Consider the following 18,127-nt stretch of genomic DNA (forward strand, 5'->3'; position numbering starts at 1 on the left):
CGTCAGACGAGCCGAGGAGGTCAACGGTGTCCACCGATGCCATCGTGGTGTTGAAAGAGGACCACAAGGAGATGCGCCGCCTGTTCAAGGCCTTCCAGGATGCCGAGGATGGGCCGGCCGCGCAGCGGCAGAAGCTGGTGAGCGAGATCCTGGAGGCCCTCACGGTGCACACCTACCTCGAGAACGAGGTGATGTACCCGGAGGTCCGCAAGCTCCTGCCCGACCTGGAGGACGACATCCTCGAGTCGTACGAGGAGCACCACGTCGCCGACGTGCTCTGCGCCGAGCTGTTCACCATGGACGCCGACGACGAGCGCTTCAACGCCAAGACCACGGTGCTGATCGAGAACGTCCTGCACCACGTCGAGGAGGAGGAGCAGGAGTGGTTCCCCAAGGTGCGCGAGGCGCTCGGCCGTAAGCAGCTCCAGGAGATCGGCGAACGGATGATCGAGCTGCGCGCCGACGCGCCGCGCAAGCCCACCGACCCCAAGGCGATCAAGAAGTCGCTCGACGCCGTGACGGCCTGATCCGCCTGCCCCCGACGGGCCCCGGTGCGCCGGGGCCCGTCGTCATGCCGGGGGCGCGGGCAGGATGCGCCGCAGCGACGGCGGTACGGACCGAGTCCGCCACTCCCTGGGGTAGCCGACCGAGACCTCCTCGAACCGCACCCCGTCGTGCCAGGTGGTCCGGGGGATGTGCAGGTGACCGTAGACCACGGCGGTCGCGTCGAAGCGCAGGTGCCAGTCGGCCGTGGCCTCGGTGCCGCACCACTGGGCGAAGATCGGATAGCGCAGGATCCGGGTCGGCTCGCGCAGCAGCGGCCAGTGGTTCACCAGCACCGTCGGCAGCCCCGGCTCCCGCCCGGCGAGCCGCCGCGCTGTCGCGGCCACCCGGGCGGCGGACCACGCGGACCGGCTCGGGTACGGATCCGGGTGCAGCAGGAACTCGTCGGTGCAGACGATCCCCGTCCGGTACGCCTCCTCCAGCGCCGCCTCGGTGGTGTCGAACCCGTCCGGGCGCCAACTGTGGTCGTAGAGCAGGAACAGCGGCGCCACCAGCACCGGCCCGCCCGACCCACGCCACACCGGGTACGGATCCTCCGGGGTGAGCACGCCCAGCCGCCGGCACAGGTCGACCAGATGCGCGTAACGCGCCACCCCGCGCAGCGTCACCGGGTCGGCCGGCGGGGTCCACAGCTCGTGGTTGCCCGGCGCCCAGACCACCCGCGCGAAGCGCTCGCTGAGCAGCCCGAGCGCCCACTCGACGTCCGCCACGGTGTCGCCGACGTCCCCGGCGACGACCAGCCAGTCGTCCCGCGACCCCGGCCGCAGCCCGTCCACCACCTCCCGGTTGCCCGGGTGCCCGACGTGCAGGTCGCTGATGGCGAGCAGGCTGCCGCCCGCACTCCCGTCGGCCGCCATGCGTCGATCCTATTGACCGACCACCCCCACCGCGAGCCCGCACACCTGCCCCGCACGTCTCCGTCCCCGCATCCCCGTTCCCGCACGCCCCGTCCCCGCACGTCTCCGCCCCCGCACGTCTCCGTCCCTCCACCACACCTCGCGGCCCACGGCGCACTTCACGTCCCGCGCTCCACGTCCCACGTCCCGCGCTCCACGTCCCAGGTCCCGCGTCCCGCGCTCCGCGTCCCGCGCTCCGCGTCAAGATCCGCACAGTTTCCCCGATGTAGTGGTCTCCTGGCGGCTCTGAGGCCACTACATCCCGGATGTTGTGCGGATCTTGAACAGCGGCCGACGCCAGCGAGCGGATCTTGACCTGTCGGCGAAACGAGGAGGTGGGATTGGGCGGGCCGGGAGCGCCGGTGGGCCCGGAGTGCAGGGCACGCCCGGAGCCCAGGGCGAGCCCGGAGCGCGGGACGAACCCAGAGCCCGGGACGAGCCCGGAGCCCAGGGCGAGCCCGGAGCCCGGGGCGAGCCCGGAGCGCGGGACGAGCCCGGAGCGCGGGACGAGCCCGGAGGCCGGGGCGGACCCGGAGGCCGGGGCGGACCCGGAGGCCGGGGCGGACCCGGAGGCCGGGGCGGACCCGGAGCGGGGACAGGGCAGGGCGGCGAGGTGGGCCGGGTGTGCGCGGGGCCGACCCGGTAGGATCGGCCCGGGCCGTGACTGGCGCGTGGGGATGGAGAACCATCGGGAAGCGGTCCCGTCATGAGGACGCATGCCGAGCGCCTGGGCCTTCCGCACGTCACTGGAGGTCGCATGTCGTCGCCGAACGCCGAATCCACCGCCTTCCGCAGCGCCCTCGAGGTGATCCGCGCCGTCGAGCCGCGGGTGGCCGACGCCATCGGCGCCGAGCTCGCCGACCAGCGCGAGTCGCTCAAGCTCATCGCCAGCGAGAACTACGCCTCCCCGGCCACCCTGCTGGCCATGGGCAACTGGTTCAGCGACAAGTACGCCGAGGGCACCGTCGGTCGTCGCTTCTACGCCGGCTGCCAGAACGTCGACACCGTCGAGGCGCTCGCCGCCGAGCACGCCCGGGAGCTGTTCGGCGCGGCCCACGCGTACGTGCAGCCGCACTCCGGCATCGACGCCAACCTGGTCGCCTTCTGGGCGATCCTCGCCGACCGGGTGGAGTCCCCGGCGCTGAAGAAGGCCCAGGCGCGCCACGTCAACGATCTCACCGAGGCGGACTGGTTCGCGCTGCGCCGCGAGCTGGGCGACCAGCGGATGCTCGGCATGTCGCTGGACGCCGGCGGCCACCTCACCCACGGGTTCCGGCCGAACATCTCCGGCAAGATGTTCGACCAGCGCAGCTACGGCACCGACCCGGCCACCGGTCTGGTCGACTACGACAAGGTCGCCGAGGCCGCGCGGGAGTTCAAGCCGCTGATCCTGGTCGCCGGCTACTCGGCGTACCCGCGGAAGGTCAACTTCCGGATCATGCGGGAGATCGCGGACTCCGTCGGCGCCACCTTCATGGTCGACATGGCGCACTTCGCCGGCCTGGTGGCGGGCAAGGTCTTCACCGGCGACTTCGACCCGGTGCCGCACGCGCACATCGTCACCACCACCACGCACAAGTCGCTGCGCGGCCCGCGCGGCGGCATGGTGCTCTGCCAGCCGGAGCTGGCCGACCAGGTCGACCGGGGCTGCCCGATGGTGCTCGGCGGCCCGCTGCCGCACGTGATGGCCGCCAAGGCCGTCGCGCTGGCCGAGGCCCGTCGCCCCGACTTCGCCGACTACGCCCAGCGGATCGTCACCAACGCCCAGGCCCTCGCCGAGGGGCTGCTGCGCCGGGGCGGCAGGCTGGTCACCGGCGGCACCGACAACCACCTGGTGCTCATCGACGTCACCGGCTACGGGCTGACCGGCCGGCAGGCCGAGCAGGCGCTGCTCGACTCGGGCATCGTCACCAACCGCAACTCGATCCCGCAGGACCCGAACGGCGCCTGGTACACCTCGGGCATCCGCATCGGCACCCCGGCGCTGACCACCCGTGGGCTGGGCCCGGCGCAGATGGACGAGACGGCCGAGCTGATCCACACCGTGCTCAGCCAGACCCGGCCGGGCGCGAACGCGGACGGCACCCCGTCCAAGGCCAAGTACGCTCTCGACCCGGCGGTCGCCGACCGGGTCGGCAAGCAGGCCAGCGACCTGCTGGGCGGCTTCCCGCTCTACCCGGCCGTCGACCTCGGCTGATCCGGCCCCCGCTCCCCGACGCCCCCGCCCGGCCCACCGCCGCGCAGGGGCACCGCCGAGCCGACCCGGCACCCGCTCGCTCCCCCGACGCCCCCGCCCGGCCCGCCGCCGCGCGGGGGCGTCGCGCGCTGACGCGTGGGGCGCCGGCGCGCTGACGCGGGCAGGCGTCGCCGTCAGCGGGGGTGGGCGCGGTGGCGCAGGGCGCGCAGGCGGTGCAGCACGTCGGTGCCGCCCCGGCCGAAGTGGTCGTGCAGGGCGCGATACTCGGCGTACAGCTCGTCGTAGGCGGCGGCCCGGGCCGGGTCGGGGCGCCAGGTCTCGCGCCGGCCGGCGCCCATCACCGCCGAGGCGGCCGGCACGTCCGGGTACGCCCCGGCTGCCACGGCCGCGTGGATGGCCGCGCCCAGCGCCGCCGGGTGGGCGGAGTCCAGCACGTGCAGCGGCCGGGCGAGCACGTCGGCGTAGATCCGCAGCAGCAGCCGGTTGCCGGTCAGTCCGCCGGCCACGGTCAGCTCCTCGACGGCCACCCCGGCGGCGGTGAACGCGTCGACGACGGTCCGGGCGCCGAAGGCGGTCGCCTCCAGCAGCGCCCGCCAGATGTCCTCGGGCCGGGTGGCCAGCGTCAGCCCGATCAGCACGCCGCTCAGCTCGTGGTCCATCAACACCGACCGGTTGCCGCTGTGCCAGTCCAGCGCCAGCAGCCCGTGCCCGCCCACCGGCTGGGCGGCGGCGAGGTCGTCCAGCAGCTCGTACGGGCTCAGTCCGCGGCGGCGCGCCTCGTCGGCGTAGCCGGCCGGCAGCGCGTTGCGGACGTACCAGGCGAAGATGTCGCCGACCCCGCTCTGCCCCGCCTCGTAGCCCCAGGCCCCGGTGGTGACGCCGCCGTCGACCACGCCGCAGACGCCGGGCACCTCGTGGTAGGCGGTCGCGTTCATGATCAGGCAGGTGGAGGTGCCGAGCACGGCGAGCATGCGGCCCGGTTCCACCGACCGGGCCGCCGCCGCGGTGACGTGCGCGTCGATGGCACCGACCGCGACGGCGGTCCCCACCGGCAGTCCGGTCCAGCGGGCCGCCTCGGCGGTCAGCCCGCCGGCGCGGGCGCCGAGCGGGGCGAGCGGCCCGTCGATCCGGGGCAGCAGCCCGTCGAGGCGGGGGTGCAGGGCGCGCAGGAACTCCGCCGACGGGTACTGCCCGTCCTGCCGCAGCCCCTTGTAGCCGGCGGCGGAGACGTTGCGGGTCTCCCGGCCGCAGAGCTGCCAGACCAGCCAGTCCGCCGTCTCGATGAAGCGCTCCGCCCGGTCGAAGACCTCCGGGTCGTCCTCCAGCACCTCCAGCGCCTTGGCGAGCTGCCACTCGGCGGAGACCCGGCCGCCGTAGCGGGGCAGCCACGCCTCGCCGCGCGCGGCGGCGACGTCGTTGATCCGGGCGGCCTGCCGCTGGGCCGCGTGGTGCTTCCACAGCTTCGGGTACGCGTGCGGCCGGCCGGCCAGGTCGGGCAGCTCGCAGAGCGGGGTGCCGTCGGCGCGGGTGGGCAGCACGGTGCACGAGGTGGCGTCGACGCCGATGCCGAGCACGTCCTCGGGGCGCACCCCAGCGGCGCGCAGCGCGGCGGGCACCGCGATCCGGAGCACCTCGCGGTGGTCGTCGGGGTACTGCAACGCCCAGTCCGGCGGCAGCGGAGTCCCGTCGGGCAGCCGCTCGGTGATCACCCCGTACCGGTACTCGTGGACGGCCTCGCCCCGCACGGCCCCGTCGGCGACGTCCACGACGACCGCCCGGCCGGAGAGGGTGCCGAAGTCGACCCCGACGACGTGCCGGGGCGACCCGGCTGCCGGCTGCGCCACCGTTCCTCCTCCCGCCGCGGCGCGCCGGCGCCCGGGGCGGGCGGCCGGTCGGCGGCGGCCGGAGGGCAACGCTAACAACACCGCCGAGCGAACGGGGGCCGACGCCCGCGCCGGGCGGCAGATCAGGCGATAGGCCGCTTGAGGTGGTAGCGGTGCACCTCCGTGCTGCCCTGGATGTTGTTCACGTCCTCGGCGGCGGAGACCAGTTCCCAGCCCTCCCGACCGGCCCGGTTGAGGTGCGCGATAGCGGTGTCGCCGTACGCGGTGATGTCCCGGCGTGACCCGTCCGGGCCGTACCAGATGAAGCTGACATGGAAGTTGCGGCCCTGCCCCTGATAGCGGCGGACCAGCAACGCGTACTCCCAGGCGACCATGGCGTCCATTATGAGTGTCCACGCAGGACGGCGGAACACGGGCAGTCGCGCATTGCCGTGCGGTGAACGCGGTGTGTCATCCCACGGCCGCGCCCGCCTCCCGCCGGGCCGTCTCGTCGGCCACCAGCGCGGCCAGCCGGTCCAGGCCGAGGTCGATCTGCTCCAGGGTGACCGCGCTGACCGACAGTCGCAGCGCGTCGACCGGGGAGCCGTCGTCGTAGAAGTGCGCCATCGGCGTCCAGAGCAGCCCGTACTCGCGGGCGGAGCGGTGCAGCCGCTGCTGCCCGGCCTGCCCCCCGGCCGGTCCCCGCGCCGGCCGACCGGCAGCCGGGTGTCGTGGGTCAGGCGTAGGCTCGCGGCATGGCCACCTGGGAGGACGTACGCCGTATCGCGTCGGGTCTGCCGGAGACGAGCGAGCACCCCTCGTATCAGGGGGCGCCGGCGTGGAAGGTCCGGGACCGGGCGTTCGTGTGGGAGCGTCCGCTGCGCCGCGCCGACCTCGACGCCCTCGGGGCGGCGGCGCCCGACGGCCCGGTCCTCGGTGTGCGGGTGCCCGACCTGGGCGCGAAGGAGGCCCTGCTCGCCGACGACCCGGCCGTCTACTTCACGACCCCGCACTTCGACGGCTACCCGGCGGTCCTGGTCCGGCTGGACCGCATCGACCCCGACGAGCTGGCCGAGCTGGTCGTCGAGGCGTGGCAGGACAGGGCGCCGAAGCGGCTCGCGGCGGCCTACCGGGCGGAGCGGTCGGAGCCCGCCTGACGTGCGCCGCGCGGGCGGAGCCCGCCCGACAGGCCGCGCGAGTCAGGCCGCGCGAGTGGAGCGCGCCCGACAGGCCGCGCGGGTGGAGCGCGCCTGGTGTGCGGGCGGGCAGAGCCCGACTGGCCGCCAGATGGGCGGCCGACCGGGACGCGTTCGAGCGGCGCCGCTGAGGTGTCGCTCCGCCCAGCTGGGTCCGGAGTCGGCGGGTGGGGTCAGCCGGGCAGGGCTGCCGCGACCGCCTGCTCCGGGGTGGCCACGTGCAGCGGGCCGGGGACAGGCTCGCCGGCGGCGTCGACGACCCGCCATCCGCCGAGCACCACCACGGGGATGCCACCGCGTCGCAGGCCCAGGGCCACCTCGGAGAGCGTGCCCCACGAGCCGCCGACCGCGATCACCGCGTCGGCGCTCCACACCAGGATCGCGTTGCGCGCCTGGCCCATGTTGGTGACGATCGTGGCCGACACGTCCGCCGCGGGGCCGGGGGCGGCGCCGTCGTCGGGGCGTACGCCGATGACCAGGCCGGCGCGGGAGCGGGCGCCGGCGGCGACGGCGGACATCACCCCGCCGCCGCCTCCGCAGAGCACGGTCGCGCCCCGCTCGGCGAGCAGCTCGCCAACTCGGCGGGCGTGCGCCAGTTCGGCGTCCGACGCGGTCGCCGGCCCGCACACCGCCACCTGCACCATCCCGCCATGATGCCCGACGCGGGGTGGCTCCCCGGCGGACGCCGCCGCAGAGCCACGGTGGTGGAGGTCAGAACACGGAGACGCCGTAGCGGCTGAGCGCCTCGCTGACAGGCTGGAAGAAGGTGGTGCCGCCGGTGCGGCAGTTGCCGCTGCCGCCGGAGGTGAGCCCGAGGGCGGTGCTGCCGGAGTAGAGCGGGCCGCCGCTGTCGCCGGGCTCGGCGCAGACGTTGGTGGCGATCATGCCCCGCACGGTGCCCTCGGCGTACCGGACGGTGGCGTTGAGGCCGGTCACGGTGCCGCTGCGGGTGCCGGTGGTGCTGCCGCGCCGGGTCACCTGCTGGCCGACGAACGCGCTCCCGGCGGCGGTGATGTCCTGCGAGCCGACGGAGCCGTCGATGGCGATCGAGGTGTTGGTGTAGCGGACGATGCCGTAGTCGTTGCCCGGGAAGCTGGTGCCGGTCCGGTCGCCGAGCTTGGTGCTCTGGGCCGAGTTGGCGTACCAGGCGGAGACCACGTCGGTGCAGTGCCCGGCGGTGAGGAAGTAGTAGGTGCTGCCGCTGCGCACGATGAAGCCGAGCGAGCAGCGGTAGCCGCCGCCGTAGATGGCGTCGCCGCCGGAGATCCGCATGCTCAGTCTGCCGGCGAGCGGGGTGACCCGGGCGGTGCCGCCGGCGGCGGCCACCGCGGCGCGGATGCGGGCCGCCTGGGCGGCGCCGACGGTGCCGTCGATGCCGACGACCACCTGGTTGGCGACCGGGTCGACCCAGAGGGCGGTGCCGGTGACACCCAGGTCCACCCGGGACCGGGCGGAGTCCAGGGCACGGGTGCTGTGGCTGACGAGGCGGGCGGCGCCGCCGGCGGCACGGACCGCGGCGGCGGCGCGCTCGTCGGTGACGGCGACGACCGTGCGGCCCGAGGCGGCGTCCAGGTACACCTGACCGGCCGCCAGAAGCGCCAGCGGGGGTGACGCGGTCACGGCATCGACGGGCTCGCGGGCCAGCCGTTCAGGTGGGCGAACTGGCGGAGGTACCGTTCGCAGGCCCTGACGAAGTCGTCGTTGCCCGGCGGAAGGCGGGTCGAAGCGACGACGTGGGCGGGGTCCGGCGAGCGGGGTCGCAGCATGCCGATCTGATCGTCGACGAACCTTCCGCCGGCGAGGTCGGCGACCGCCAACGCCAGGGCCACCGCCGTGACGACGCCGACGCAGGTGCGGGGAGGGCTGAAGACGGCTTCCGTCCCGCCGCCGGCCTCGGGAAGATGGTCGATGACCATCACCAACACCGTGTCGTTCCCGCCGTCGACGTCGACCTCGTAGTGCACCGAGTTCGGCGGCTCCTCGTCCGCCTGCTCGACGGGCCCACCGATGACGGTGGAGAGCAGCTCCGGCCCGGTCAACCGCCGGCCCTCGCAGAGGCGCCGCCCCCGCTCGTAGCGCCGGTCGGCGACGACGTGCAGCCCGGGCACCGCGTCCAGCCCGAGCAGGTCGGTCAGCGTGTCCCGCGCCGCGGTCAGCACGGCGGCGAGGGTGAGCGGCCGCGGCAGGGTGGCTTCCAGGTCGACGGACACGTCGAGACGGTACCGCGTGGGCGACCCACGACCGGCCGGGCGATCACGCGGTGCCGACGTCACCCTCCCCCAGCGGCGGGGAACAGGTCAGGCGGCGGGCGTGCCGCCTGGATCGCGCACCGCGACCGCGCGACGGCGCCGGGCGAGGAACAGCACGACCGCACCGCCGGCCACCAGGGCAAGACCGCTCGCCGCGACCAGCCCCGTCCGCGGCCCGGTGACCGGCAGACCACCCCCGCCGCCGCCGTCGCCGTCGCCACCGTCACCGTTCCCGGCGCTGCCGCTCGCCGCGACTAGGACCGCGAACCCGTCCTGGTTGTCGCTGTCGTCCACGTCGGCCACCGGCACGGCGACGGCGTTCGCCGGCAGCTCGGTGCGCGGCGGGCCGGAGCGGGCGTCCGTCCGCTCGGCCAGGCCCTCGACCCGCACCGTCCCGCCCGTCAACGTGACGGGCGCCCTGGTGGACGCCGCCACCGTCACCAGCTCGTGCAGCTCGACGGCGGAGTGGCTGTCGTCGTTCGGGTCGATGTCCTGGCCGGCCGGTACGAGGGCGAGCGTGTCGTAGGTGCAGACGGCCGAGCGCCGGTCGTCGGCGACCGCGCACTCCTCGGGCGGTCGGGTGAACGTCACCGTTTCGGGCACGCGCAGCGTGACCCTGACGCCGCCGACCGACCTGCGGCCCTGGTTGACGATCCGGTAGCGCAGCGCGCCCGTCTCACCCGGCTGCAACGTCCCGGTGGGTACGAGCCGGCCGCCCGCGCCCACCCTCACCGACTGCTTGACGTCCCGCGCCACCACCGACAGGTCGGCCACGGGGTCGTCGACCAGCCTGAGCGTGAACCACCTGCGGTCGCTGGTCTCCATCGGCTCGTCGCCCCAGGCCATGCCGGCCTCGACGGAGAACTTCCCCTCGAAGGGCTGGTTGCCCTGGACGCGGACGTCGATGGGCAGGTCCACCGTCTCGCCGGGCGCCGGCAGCAGCTCCGGAAGCACGCTCGCCTCGATCCGGCAGTACCAGCCCGAGGCGTCGCCGTCGCACTCGCCGGAGCCGCCGCCCTCCGGCCACATCAGGGAGATCCGGTGCGGCCAGTCCGGCTCGCCGGGGCGGACGTGGAAGATCACCTGGCTCGGCGTCCGGTCGGTGAGGTTCGTGAGTCTGAGGTGGATCCGCTTCTTCTCGACACCCACCGGGACCGTCGTACCGGTCAGGTCGAACGTGAACCGGGGTTCCGCACCGGCCGCCGGGGCGGGACCGGCGGGAACGCCCAGCCCGGCGAGGACGAGCAGCGCCGCCGCGCCCGCCCGCGACAGCCACCGCAGACCGAGACCCATGGCGGACTCCTTCAGTGGTCGACGCCCCCATCCAAGCCGCTCGCATCGACTCTGGCAAACGTCCTCCCCCGGCCGACCCGCCGTCCCGCCGGTACGCGCGCCGCGTCTACTAGACCTGGGCGCCGTTCCAGTGCAGGTCGCCGTCGGGCCACCGGTCGAACGGCTCGGTCACCGGCAGCACGAACCAGCCGTCACTGCTGTCCACCACCCGGGCCGGGTCCTCGACGTCAAGGGGGCAGTAGAACGAGCGGGTCGGTGGCAGTTGCTGCCACCCGATCGAGCGGTAGTAGCCGCGGACGGGCTCGTTGCAGCCGAGCAGCCCGAACGGGACCGCCAGCTCGTCCAGCGCCGCCGCGATGCCGGCGCCGAGCTGCCGGCCGATCCCGGAACCCTGCCGGTCGGGGCGTACCGCAACCAGCCCGACCACGGCCACCAGTTGCTCGACCGTCCGGTCGGGACGGACCACTTGGATGAAGCGACGCAGCACGCCGGCATGGGCGGCGACCCCGGTGTCGTCGTTGATCGTGACCCGCAGCTCGGGCCGGGCGCCCGCCCAGCTCCGCCGCCCCTCGAAGGCGCCCGGATAGGTCGGGAACGCCGCACGGAGGGTGGCCGCGATTTGCGCGTGCCCCGCCGGGTCCAGCGCGCCCTCCCGGTAGATGGTCCAAGGTGTCATACGGCCACGATAGGCGTCCGACGGCCGACCGCCGGCCGCGAGATTCCCGTCTGCCGTTGGCGAACCGGAGTTGCCCGGTGGCGACGTATGCCGAATGCTGGCGAGGCCGTCACCGGGACGGGCGACGACGTGAGCAGCGGGGTGGTATGACCGATCGGGTACGTGCCGAGGAGCTGCGCCGGGCCGAGCGCCGGCTCCAGGCCGCGCAGCTCGCCAGCGACGTGGCCTGCCTGGACGCGTTGCTCGACGACCGGCTCGTCTTCACCGGGCCGGACGGCGGGCGACACTCCAAGGAGGACGACCTGCGCGTGCACCGCAGTGGCCGGCAGGTGCTGACCACGGTGGCCGAGGAGGAGCTGACCGTCCTCGTCACCGGGCCCACCGGGGTCACCTGGTTTCTCGGCAGGGTGGTGGGCAGCGTCGACGGGTCGCCGTTCGACGTTCGGATGCGCTACACCCGCACCTGGGTGCGGGACGACCGGCACGGGTGGCGGGTCATCGCCGCGCACGCCAGCGTCGTCTGACGGCGACGCATGCCGACCGCCGGGCCCTCCCTGCGCATCGCCAGGGCCTGCAACGCGGTCGGCACCCGCAGCCCGCCTAGTCGACCACCAGGAGGCCGGACAGGAGGACGCCCCGGGCCAGGTTGAGCACCCGTCGCAGCCGGGAAAGCCCGTACGGACGCACCGTGGTGTCCGCGTCGAACGCCCCGCCGAGGCTGCTGTCGATGTTGCACTCCGCGCCACCGTCGTCGTGGACGTCGAGCACCCCGGCCGGGGCGAAGACCACCACCGGATCGTCGCACCGCACCGCCGACACCAGCAGCCCGTACGCGTCGGCCGGGGTGGCAGGCACCACCGTGGTCACCCCGACGTCGGCAAAGAGGCTGTACGGGTGGTCGGAGTGCTGCCCCGCCCAGCCCGTGCGGGAACCGGAGCCGGGCACCAGGTAGGTGACCGGGACCGCGCACTGCCCGCCGGTCATCAGCGGGAACTTGTGGGCGCGGTTGACGATCTGCTCGAAGACCAGGAACAACAGCGACGGGATCTGGAACTCCACCACCGGCCGCAGCCCGGCCAGGGCCGCCCCCGTGGCGAAGCTGGTGAACGCCTGCTCCGACAGCGGCCTGTCGCACACCCGGTCGGGGCCGAGCCGCCGGAACAGCCCGGCGGTGACGTTCGAGGCGGCCACCCGGATGTCCTCGCCGAGCGGGAACACCGACTCGTCGCGGGCCAACTCGTCGGCCAGCGCCCGGGTGAGCGCCTTGCGGTAGGACAGCCTGGGCATCTACCCACCTCCGGTGCGGGCGGTCAGCCCGCTGGCGTACAGGTGCGCGCGGGCGTCGGCCGGCTCCGGCTCGGCGCATCGGCGCAGGGTGGCTCGGTCGACCGGTTCGGGAAGTCACCGGAGCGTGCGGGGTGGCGGTCCCGCCTCGCGCCGACGAACGCGGCGGTTCCCACGCGGACCGCGGACCGCGCCCGTCCGGACAGGACGGACCGGCCCGACGACACGACGGGAGCGGACGACCACGGGCCGACAGCGACGGGCGCACCACCACGGGCGACCACGACCACCGGCGGACACGACAGAGCCGCCGGTGCCCGGCGGGCACCGGCGGCGTGACCGGCCCGGGTCAGGCCGGCGTCGGGGTGGGTGTCTGCGCGTGGACGACGAAGCGCAGCGACCGGGCGTCGGTGAAACACTCCCGCATCGGCCGGACCAGGTCCCGGTGCTCCGGGCTGCGCTCCCACGCCTCGAAGTCGGCCAGGCTCGCCCACTCGCTGGTGATCAGCCACTGCTCCGGGTCGGCCGACGAGCGGCACACCTGGTCGACCAGGTGCCCCGGCACGCCACCGGCGACCAGGTGCCGGATCTGCTCGTACGCGGCGAGGAACGCCTCCGTGCGCGACGCCGGAACCCGCACCAGGAACACCACCCGCGCCCGACGCCCCCGCGCGTCGGCCAGCCCGGTGGCGGCCCCCGCACCGGCCGTGTCCCGCGCACCCGCGTCGGCCGCCCCGGTGCGCCCGACCCCGCCACCGGGCCCCGCCGGCGCCGTGCCGACCGTCCGCCCACCGCCCTCACTCATGGTGTCGCTCCCCTCGCCGGCGCGGCCCCCCGCAGGACCAGCGCACTGTTGAACCCGTCGAAGCCACGCGCGCAGACCAGCGCCAGCCGGCCGCGCGGGCGCCGGTGCTCCCGCAGGAAGTCCAGCTCGCAGCCCTCGGCCACCTCGTCCGGCCCGGCGGAGGCCGGCAGCGTGTCGTGCGCGAACGCGAGCAGCGCGGTCGCCGCGTCCAACGCCGAACCCCCCTGGTGGGCCCGGCCCGTCAGCGGCTTCTGCGTGGTCACCGGCGGCGGCCGGTCACCGAACACCGCCCGCAGCGCCTCGGCCTCGCTACGGTCGTAGCGGGGCACGCCGAGCGCGTCGGGCAGCACCACGTCCACCGCCTCCGCCCCGACGCCGGCCCGCTCCAGGGCCAGCCGCATCGCCCGCGCGTACTGCACCGGGTCGCCGGCGCTGTCCGGACCGGTGTGCACGGCGTCGTGGGTGGCGCCCCAGCCGGTCACCTCGCCGTACACCCGGGCGCCCCGCGCCAGCGCGTGACCCAACTCCTCCACCACGAACACCGCGCCACCCTCCGCCGGCAGGTAGCCGCTGGCGGCGGCGTCGAACGGCCGGTACGCCCGCTGCGGATCGGACACGTCGCTGAGCAGCCCGGAGCGCAACTGACAGGCCAGCGCGTACGGGCTCAGCGGGCACTCCGTCGCCCCGGCGATCACCACCGGGGTGCCCCGGCGCACCGCCCGCGCCGCGTGCGCCAGGCTGTCCAGCCCGCCGGCGGCCTCGGCGACCAGCACCCCGCACGGCCCCTTGAACTGGTGGTGGATGGAGAGCTGCCCGACGCTGGCCGCGTAGAACCACGCGATCGACTGGTACGCGCCAACGGTGCGCGACGGCCCGCCCCAGAGCCGCTGCAGCTCCCGCTGCCCGAACAGGTTCCCACCCGACGAGCTGGCCAACGCCACGGCGTACCCGTACGGATCGGGGACCCGCTCGGGCAGGCCGGCGTCGGCCAGCGCCAGCCGGGTGGCGGCGAAGCCGAGGTGCGTCCACCGGTCGGTCTGCACCAGCCGCCGGTTGTCGGCGTACGCGGCGGCGTCGAAGCCGGGCACCTCCCCGCCGTACCGGGTCGGATAGCCGGCGGGGTCGAACAGCGTGATCGGCCCGGTACGGCGGGTGCCGGCCAGCACCGTACGCCAGTGCGCGTCGGCGCCGACGCCGCTGGGCGCGACCACCCCGATCCCGGTCACCACCGCCCGGGCGGTCACGACGACACCGCCCCGGGCAGCCGGCGGAACACCATCGCCGACTGGAAACCGCCGAAGCCGCTGCCCACCGACAGCGCCACGTCCACCGGCAGCTCCCGCGCCTCGTTCGGCACGTAGTCCAGGTCGCACTCCGGGTCCCGGGTGGCCCAGTTGGCCGTCGGCGGCACCACACCGAACTCGATCGCCAGCGCGCACGCCGCCATCTCGATCGACCCGATCGCGCCCAGCGAGTGCCCCACCATCGACTTGATCGAACTGATCGGCACCCCGTACGCGGCCTGCCCCAGGGCCCGCTTGAACGCGGCGGTCTCGTGCCGGTCGTTCTGCCGGGTGCCGGAGCCGTGCGCGCTGACGTAGGAGACCTGCTCGGGGGCGATGCGGCCCTGCCGCAGCGCCGCCGTGATCGCCAGCCCCATCTCCAGCCCGTCGGGCCGCAGCCCCGTCATGTGGTAGCCGTTGCTGCGGCTGGCGTAGCCGGCGACCTCGCAGTAGACGTGCGCGCCGCGCCGCCGGGCGCGCCCGGCCTCCTCCAGCACCAGCACCGCCGCCCCCTCGGCGAGGACGAAGCCGTGCCGGTCGGCGTCGAAGGGACGCGAGGCGTGCGCCGGGTCGTCGTTGTCCGGGCTGGTCGCCTTGATCGCGTCGAAGGACGCGACCGTCACCGGGGAGATCGGCGAGTCGGCCGCCCCGGCCAGCACGACGTCGGCCTCGCCGTCGGCGATGAGCTGGTGGGCGTACCCGATCGCGTCGATGCCGGACGTGCAGCCGGTGGAGACCACCTGGGCCGGGCCGTGCAGCCCGTGCCGGCACGCCACGTCGGCGGCCAGGCTGCTGGGCACCAACGCCTGATAGAGGTACGGGCCGCCGCGCGCCGCGTCGACCAGCCACCGCCGGCCGCCGTCGCTGACCGTCACGTACTCCTGCTCCAGCGCCATGGTGCCGCCGACGGCGGTGCCCAGCACCACCCCGGCGCGGTCCCGCTCGGCGTCGGTGAGCTCCAGCCCGGCGTCGGCGACCGCCTCGGCGGAGCAGGCGAGCGCGAACTGCACGTACCGGTCGGCGCGCCGCCGCTCGGCCGCGCTGAGCCCGGCGGCGACCGGGTCGAAGTCGCACTCGGCGGCGATCTGCGACCGGAACGGCGACGGGTCGAAGAAGCTGATCCGGCGCGTCGCCGTCCGCCCCTCGGTGACGGCCTTCCAGAACCGGTCCCGGCTGGCGCCGCCGGGGGCGACCACCCCGACGCCGGTCACCACCGTGCGGCGCCCACTCACGACGGCACCTCGGTCCGCGACCGCGGGGCTCGCAAACCCCGCCCACTCCTCGCGCTCACGATCCGCCCCGATGTTCGGGCGGCTCGGTGTCGACGTGGCCGAGTTCCGGCCGGGGCGCCAGCGGTCCGAGGTGGAAGACCACCTCGGCCGGCTCGTCGCCGGTGTTGCGCAGCCGGTGCCGCACGTCGACGGGGACGAAGAGCGCCTCACCGGCCGCGAGCGGCACCGGCCGGTCGTCGAGGTCGACGGTGATCGCGCCCCGCGCCACGTAGAGGAACTCCTCGCTGTAGGGGTGGTAGTGCTCGGCGATGCGCTCGCCGGGCGCCAGCGTCGCCACGCCCATGAAGCCGGAGGTGCTGCCGACGGTCTTCGGGCCGAGCAGCACCCGCAGCTCGCCGCCGCGGCGGCTGTCCGGCGGCACGTCGGCGGCGGCGACCAGCCGCAGGGTCCGCTCACTCATCGCCGGCTCCCGTCGCCTCGGCGGCGGCGCGCGGGGCCGGGGCCGGACCGGACGCCGCCGAGGCGGCCGGGTCGGCGGCGGCGCCCCGCGCGCCGGCCAGCCGCTCGATCTTCTCCTTGATCACGGCGAGCTGCACGGCGCTGTTGGTGTTGATCCGCTCGGTCATGCCGGCGTTGTCCACCGGCGCGGTCGGTTTCATCGCGAAGTCCTGCACCCAGGTCATCCGGGTGCCGCCGGGCTCCTGCGCGTAGCGCCAGTGGATGTTCATGTACTCGAACGGCCCGGTCTCCACCCGCCGGGCGCGGACCTGCCGGGTCGCCGGGTCGGCGGTGCGTTCGCTGACCCAGCTCCACACCGCCCCGTTCTCGTCGGGGTGCATGGTGAGCCGGAACCGCACGGTGTCGCCGTCGCGGTGCAGGATCTCCGCCCGGGCGTACTCGGTGAACAGCTCGGGCCAGCCAGCGACGTCGTTGGTGACGTCCCACACCAGCGGCAGCGGCGCGGCGATGAGCACGCTGTTCTCGGTGTGCCCGGGCGGGTCGGCGCGGCGGGCCACCAGCTCGGCCACGCCCGCGATGCTGAGCTGCCCGGCCTCCTCGGGGATCCGCACCCGCCACCGGTCGGCGACCACGGCCGACAGTTCGAGCAGCGCCAGCGAGTCCATGCCGAGCTCCTCCAGCGACGCCGCCGGGGCGCGCGCGGCGGCCTCGGCGTCCAGCCCGCAGTTGGCCACCAGGATGTCGGTGATCTCGGCGGTCAACGGGCGGCCATGGGTGACGGTCATGAGTGCCTCCTGTGGTGTGCGTCGGACGGGCCGGCGAGCAACTGGTCGACCAGGCCGGTGCAGTAGCGGCCCTTGCGGAACCCGGCGTCGTCGAGCACCCGCCGGACGAACGGGATGGTGGTGCGCACGCCGGGCCCGGCGATGTCGAACTCGTCGAGGGCCCGTTCCAGCCGGTTGAGCGCCAGCTCCCGGTCGGGCGCCCAGACCACGACCTTGGCCAGCAGCGAGTCGTAGTACGGGCCGAACACGTAGCCGGCGTGGCCGTGCGTGTCGACCCGGGTGAACGGGCCGCCGGGCGGCACGAAGCGGTCCAGCCGGCCGGGCGTCGGCGCGAAGCCGCGCTCCGGGTCCTCCACGTTGACCCGGCACTCGATGGCCACCCCGTGCGGGCGGACGTCGGCCTGCCGCAGCCGCAGCGGCACCCCGGCGGCGATGTGCAGCTGCTCGTGCACCAGGTCGATCCCGGTGATCATCTCGGTGACGGGATGCTCGACCTGGATCCGGCAGTTGATCTCCAGGAAGTGGAACCGCTCGTCCGGGTCGACCAGGAACTCCACCGTCCCGGCCCCCGTGAAACCGGCCGACAGGGCGCCGCGCAGGGCGCACTCCGCGATGGCCTCTCCGGTGCCGGCGGACAGCGCCGGGGCCGGCGCCTCCTCCACCAGCTTCTGGTGCCGGCGCTGCACCGAGCAGTCCCGCGTGCCCAGGTGCACACCGTTGCCGTGCGAGTCGCACAGCAACTGCACCTCTACGTGCCGCGCCCCGGTCAGGTACCGCTCGACGTACACCCGGTCGTCGCCGAAGGCGGCCTGCGCCGCGGCCCTCGTCCGCGCGTACGCCCGGGGCAGCTCCGCCGGGCCGGAGACCACCGTCATGCCGCGCCCCCCGCCGCCGGCCGCCGCCTTGACGATCACCGGGTAGCCCACCTCGGCGGCCACCTCCGCCGCCGCGGCGGCCGTGGGCACCGGCGCGACGCTGCCCGGCGGCAGCGGCAGCCCGGCCCGGCGCATCAGCGCCCGCGCCGACGACTTGTCGGCCAGCGCGGACATCACCTCCGGCGGCGGGCCGATGAACGTCAGCCCGTTGTCCGCGCAGATCTCGGCGAAGTCGGCGTCCTCGGAGAGGAACCCGTAGCCGGGATGCACGGCCTGCGCGCCCACCTGCCGGGCCGCCTCCACGATCGCGGCGGCGTTGAGGTAGCTGCGCCGGCTGGCCGGCGGCCCGATCCGCACGGCCTCGTCGGCCAGGCGCACCGCGGCGGAGTCCGCGTCGGCGGCCGAGTAGACCACCGCGGTACGCACCCCCAGCTCGCGGCAGGCGCGCAGCACCCGCAGGGCGATCTCGCCCCGGTTGGCGATCAGCACCTTCTCGAACATCGCCACCGC

General features: G+C 75.0%; 18 protein-coding genes, 2 pseudogenes and 1 riboswitch. Of the genes and pseudogenes, 4 read left to right on the plus strand and 16 right to left on the minus strand.

Going from position 1 to position 18,127, the window contains the following annotated elements; all coding sequences use genetic code 11:
- Positions 1–26 precede the first annotated feature (26 nt).
- A complete protein-coding gene (locus GA0070606_RS04005; protein WP_091095182.1) occupies positions 27–527 on the plus strand; it encodes a hemerythrin domain-containing protein in 501 nt (166 codons plus the stop codon).
- A 42-nt stretch (positions 528–569) separates the two neighbouring features.
- Here the strand turns inward: GA0070606_RS04005 and GA0070606_RS04010 are convergent, their stop codons facing one another.
- Positions 570–1,421: a metallophosphoesterase family protein gene (locus GA0070606_RS04010; protein WP_091095183.1), complete on the minus strand. Its 852-nt coding sequence runs from the start codon at positions 1,419–1,421 to the stop codon at positions 570–572.
- A gap of 689 nt (positions 1,422–2,110) precedes the next feature.
- A riboswitch (ZMP/ZTP riboswitch) is annotated at positions 2,111–2,200 on the plus strand.
- A 17-nt stretch (positions 2,201–2,217) separates the two neighbouring features.
- On the opposite strand from GA0070606_RS04010, the gene GA0070606_RS04020 reads away from it, so the two are divergent.
- Entirely contained in the window at positions 2,218–3,657 is a 1,440-nt protein-coding gene (locus tag GA0070606_RS04020) for a glycine hydroxymethyltransferase (protein ID WP_091095187.1), read from the plus strand.
- A 173-nt stretch (positions 3,658–3,830) separates the two neighbouring features.
- Here the strand turns inward: GA0070606_RS04020 and araB are convergent, their stop codons facing one another.
- The 3 genes and pseudogenes from araB to GA0070606_RS04035 all read right to left on the minus strand — a co-directional run.
- Positions 3,831–5,501, minus strand: a complete 1,671-nt coding sequence (gene araB, locus GA0070606_RS04025) for a ribulokinase (RefSeq protein ID WP_218105972.1) — start codon at positions 5,499–5,501, stop codon at positions 3,831–3,833.
- Positions 5,502–5,623: 122 nt separating this feature from the next.
- Positions 5,624–5,884, minus strand: a complete 261-nt coding sequence (locus GA0070606_RS04030) for a hypothetical protein (RefSeq protein WP_091095191.1) — start codon at positions 5,882–5,884, stop codon at positions 5,624–5,626.
- A 67-nt stretch (positions 5,885–5,951) separates the two neighbouring features.
- A pseudogene (locus GA0070606_RS04035) lies at positions 5,952–6,149 on the minus strand (PLP-dependent aminotransferase family protein); the annotation flags it as partial.
- Between the two features lie 86 nt (positions 6,150–6,235).
- Between GA0070606_RS04035 and GA0070606_RS04040 the strand changes: the two are divergent.
- On the plus strand, positions 6,236–6,637 hold the full coding sequence (locus GA0070606_RS04040; protein ID WP_091095193.1) for an MmcQ/YjbR family DNA-binding protein: 402 nt from the start codon (positions 6,236–6,238) through the stop codon (positions 6,635–6,637).
- 212 nt (positions 6,638–6,849) lie between these two features.
- Here GA0070606_RS04040 and GA0070606_RS04045 read toward each other — a convergent pair whose 3' ends face one another.
- The 5 genes from GA0070606_RS04045 to GA0070606_RS04065 form a co-directional block, all read right to left on the minus strand.
- Positions 6,850–7,320: an SLOG cluster 4 domain-containing protein gene (locus GA0070606_RS04045; RefSeq protein WP_176737233.1), complete on the minus strand. Its 471-nt coding sequence runs from the start codon at positions 7,318–7,320 to the stop codon at positions 6,850–6,852.
- Positions 7,321–7,387: 67 nt separating this feature from the next.
- On the minus strand, positions 7,388–8,296 hold the full coding sequence (locus GA0070606_RS04050) for a S1 family peptidase (RefSeq protein ID WP_245724563.1): 909 nt from the start codon (positions 8,294–8,296) through the stop codon (positions 7,388–7,390).
- Positions 8,293–8,886 carry a hypothetical protein gene (locus GA0070606_RS04055; protein WP_091095196.1) on the minus strand — a complete coding sequence of 198 codons (594 nt, stop codon included), beginning with the start codon at positions 8,884–8,886 and terminating at the stop codon, positions 8,293–8,295. Before GA0070606_RS04055 ends, GA0070606_RS04050 begins: the two co-directional genes overlap by 4 nt.
- Before the next feature lie 87 nt (positions 8,887–8,973).
- Positions 8,974–10,218: a hypothetical protein gene (locus tag GA0070606_RS04060; protein WP_091095198.1), complete on the minus strand. Its 1,245-nt coding sequence runs from the start codon at positions 10,216–10,218 to the stop codon at positions 8,974–8,976.
- Between the two features lie 109 nt (positions 10,219–10,327).
- The gene (locus GA0070606_RS04065; protein ID WP_091095200.1) at positions 10,328–10,894 is read right to left on the minus strand and encodes a GNAT family protein; all 567 of its coding nucleotides are present in this window, start codon (positions 10,892–10,894) and stop codon (positions 10,328–10,330) included.
- 146 nt (positions 10,895–11,040) lie between these two features.
- On the opposite strand from GA0070606_RS04065, the gene GA0070606_RS04070 reads away from it, so the two are divergent.
- The gene (locus GA0070606_RS04070) at positions 11,041–11,418 is read left to right on the plus strand and encodes a nuclear transport factor 2 family protein (protein ID WP_091095202.1); all 378 of its coding nucleotides are present in this window, start codon (positions 11,041–11,043) and stop codon (positions 11,416–11,418) included.
- A gap of 232 nt (positions 11,419–11,650) precedes the next feature.
- Here the strand turns inward: GA0070606_RS04070 and GA0070606_RS04075 are convergent.
- From GA0070606_RS04075 to GA0070606_RS04105, 7 genes and pseudogenes are all read right to left on the minus strand, one after another.
- Positions 11,651–12,181 (minus strand): annotated as a pseudogene (locus GA0070606_RS04075) (alpha-ketoacid dehydrogenase subunit beta); the annotation flags it as partial.
- Between the two features lie 346 nt (positions 12,182–12,527).
- On the minus strand, positions 12,528–12,983 hold the full coding sequence (locus GA0070606_RS04080) for an antibiotic biosynthesis monooxygenase family protein (RefSeq protein WP_342672162.1): 456 nt from the start codon (positions 12,981–12,983) through the stop codon (positions 12,528–12,530).
- Positions 12,980–14,227, minus strand: coding sequence for a beta-ketoacyl synthase N-terminal-like domain-containing protein (locus GA0070606_RS04085; RefSeq protein ID WP_091095204.1), 1,248 nt, complete (start codon positions 14,225–14,227; stop codon positions 12,980–12,982). The genes GA0070606_RS04080 and GA0070606_RS04085 overlap by 4 nt, the downstream gene beginning before the upstream one ends.
- The gene (locus GA0070606_RS04090; protein WP_091095206.1) at positions 14,224–15,498 is read right to left on the minus strand and encodes a beta-ketoacyl-[acyl-carrier-protein] synthase family protein; all 1,275 of its coding nucleotides are present in this window, start codon (positions 15,496–15,498) and stop codon (positions 14,224–14,226) included. The genes GA0070606_RS04085 and GA0070606_RS04090 overlap by 4 nt, the downstream gene beginning before the upstream one ends.
- Before the next feature lie 55 nt (positions 15,499–15,553).
- A complete protein-coding gene (locus tag GA0070606_RS04095) occupies positions 15,554–15,958 on the minus strand; it encodes a cupin domain-containing protein (protein WP_091095208.1) in 405 nt (134 codons plus the stop codon).
- Positions 15,951–16,742 (minus strand): SRPBCC family protein, encoded by a 792-nt coding sequence (locus GA0070606_RS04100; RefSeq protein ID WP_091095210.1) that lies wholly within the window; start codon positions 16,740–16,742, stop codon positions 15,951–15,953. The genes GA0070606_RS04095 and GA0070606_RS04100 overlap by 8 nt, the downstream gene beginning before the upstream one ends.
- Complete coding sequence (locus GA0070606_RS04105; protein WP_091107254.1) at positions 16,739–18,118, minus strand: acetyl-CoA carboxylase biotin carboxylase subunit; 1,380 nt, start codon at positions 18,116–18,118, stop codon at positions 16,739–16,741. The genes GA0070606_RS04100 and GA0070606_RS04105 overlap by 4 nt, the downstream gene beginning before the upstream one ends.
- Positions 18,119–18,127 lie beyond the last annotated feature (9 nt).

The sequence above is a fragment of the Micromonospora citrea genome (assembly GCF_900090315.1).
Lineage (GTDB): Bacteria > Actinomycetota > Actinomycetes > Mycobacteriales > Micromonosporaceae > Micromonospora > Micromonospora citrea.

Excerpts from the sequence above, each read along its gene's own strand:
- GA0070606_RS04070 (WP_091095202.1), top strand. The coding sequence starts at position 11,041 with ATGACCGATCGGGTACGTGCCGAGGAGCTGCGCCGGGCCGAGCGCCGG.
- GA0070606_RS04010 (WP_091095183.1), bottom strand. The coding sequence starts at position 1,421 with ATGGCGGCCGACGGGAGTGCGGGCGGCAGCCTGCTCGCCATCAGCGAC.
- GA0070606_RS04080 (WP_342672162.1), bottom strand. The coding sequence starts at position 12,983 with ATGAGTGAGGGCGGTGGGCGGACGGTCGGCACGGCGCCGGCGGGGCCC.
- GA0070606_RS04100 (WP_091095210.1), bottom strand. The coding sequence starts at position 16,742 with ATGACCGTCACCCATGGCCGCCCGTTGACCGCCGAGATCACCGACATC.
- GA0070606_RS04020 (WP_091095187.1), top strand. The coding sequence starts at position 2,218 with ATGTCGTCGCCGAACGCCGAATCCACCGCCTTCCGCAGCGCCCTCGAG.
- GA0070606_RS04030 (WP_091095191.1), bottom strand. The coding sequence starts at position 5,884 with ATGGACGCCATGGTCGCCTGGGAGTACGCGTTGCTGGTCCGCCGCTAT.
- GA0070606_RS04095 (WP_091095208.1), bottom strand. The coding sequence starts at position 15,958 with ATGAGTGAGCGGACCCTGCGGCTGGTCGCCGCCGCCGACGTGCCGCCG.
- GA0070606_RS04040 (WP_091095193.1), top strand. The coding sequence starts at position 6,236 with ATGGCCACCTGGGAGGACGTACGCCGTATCGCGTCGGGTCTGCCGGAG.
- GA0070606_RS04105 (WP_091107254.1), bottom strand. The coding sequence starts at position 18,118 with ATGTTCGAGAAGGTGCTGATCGCCAACCGGGGCGAGATCGCCCTGCGG.
- GA0070606_RS04060 (WP_091095198.1), bottom strand. The coding sequence starts at position 10,218 with ATGGGTCTCGGTCTGCGGTGGCTGTCGCGGGCGGGCGCGGCGGCGCTG.
- GA0070606_RS04045 (WP_176737233.1), bottom strand. The coding sequence starts at position 7,320 with ATGGTGCAGGTGGCGGTGTGCGGGCCGGCGACCGCGTCGGACGCCGAA.
- GA0070606_RS04065 (WP_091095200.1), bottom strand. The coding sequence starts at position 10,894 with ATGACACCTTGGACCATCTACCGGGAGGGCGCGCTGGACCCGGCGGGG.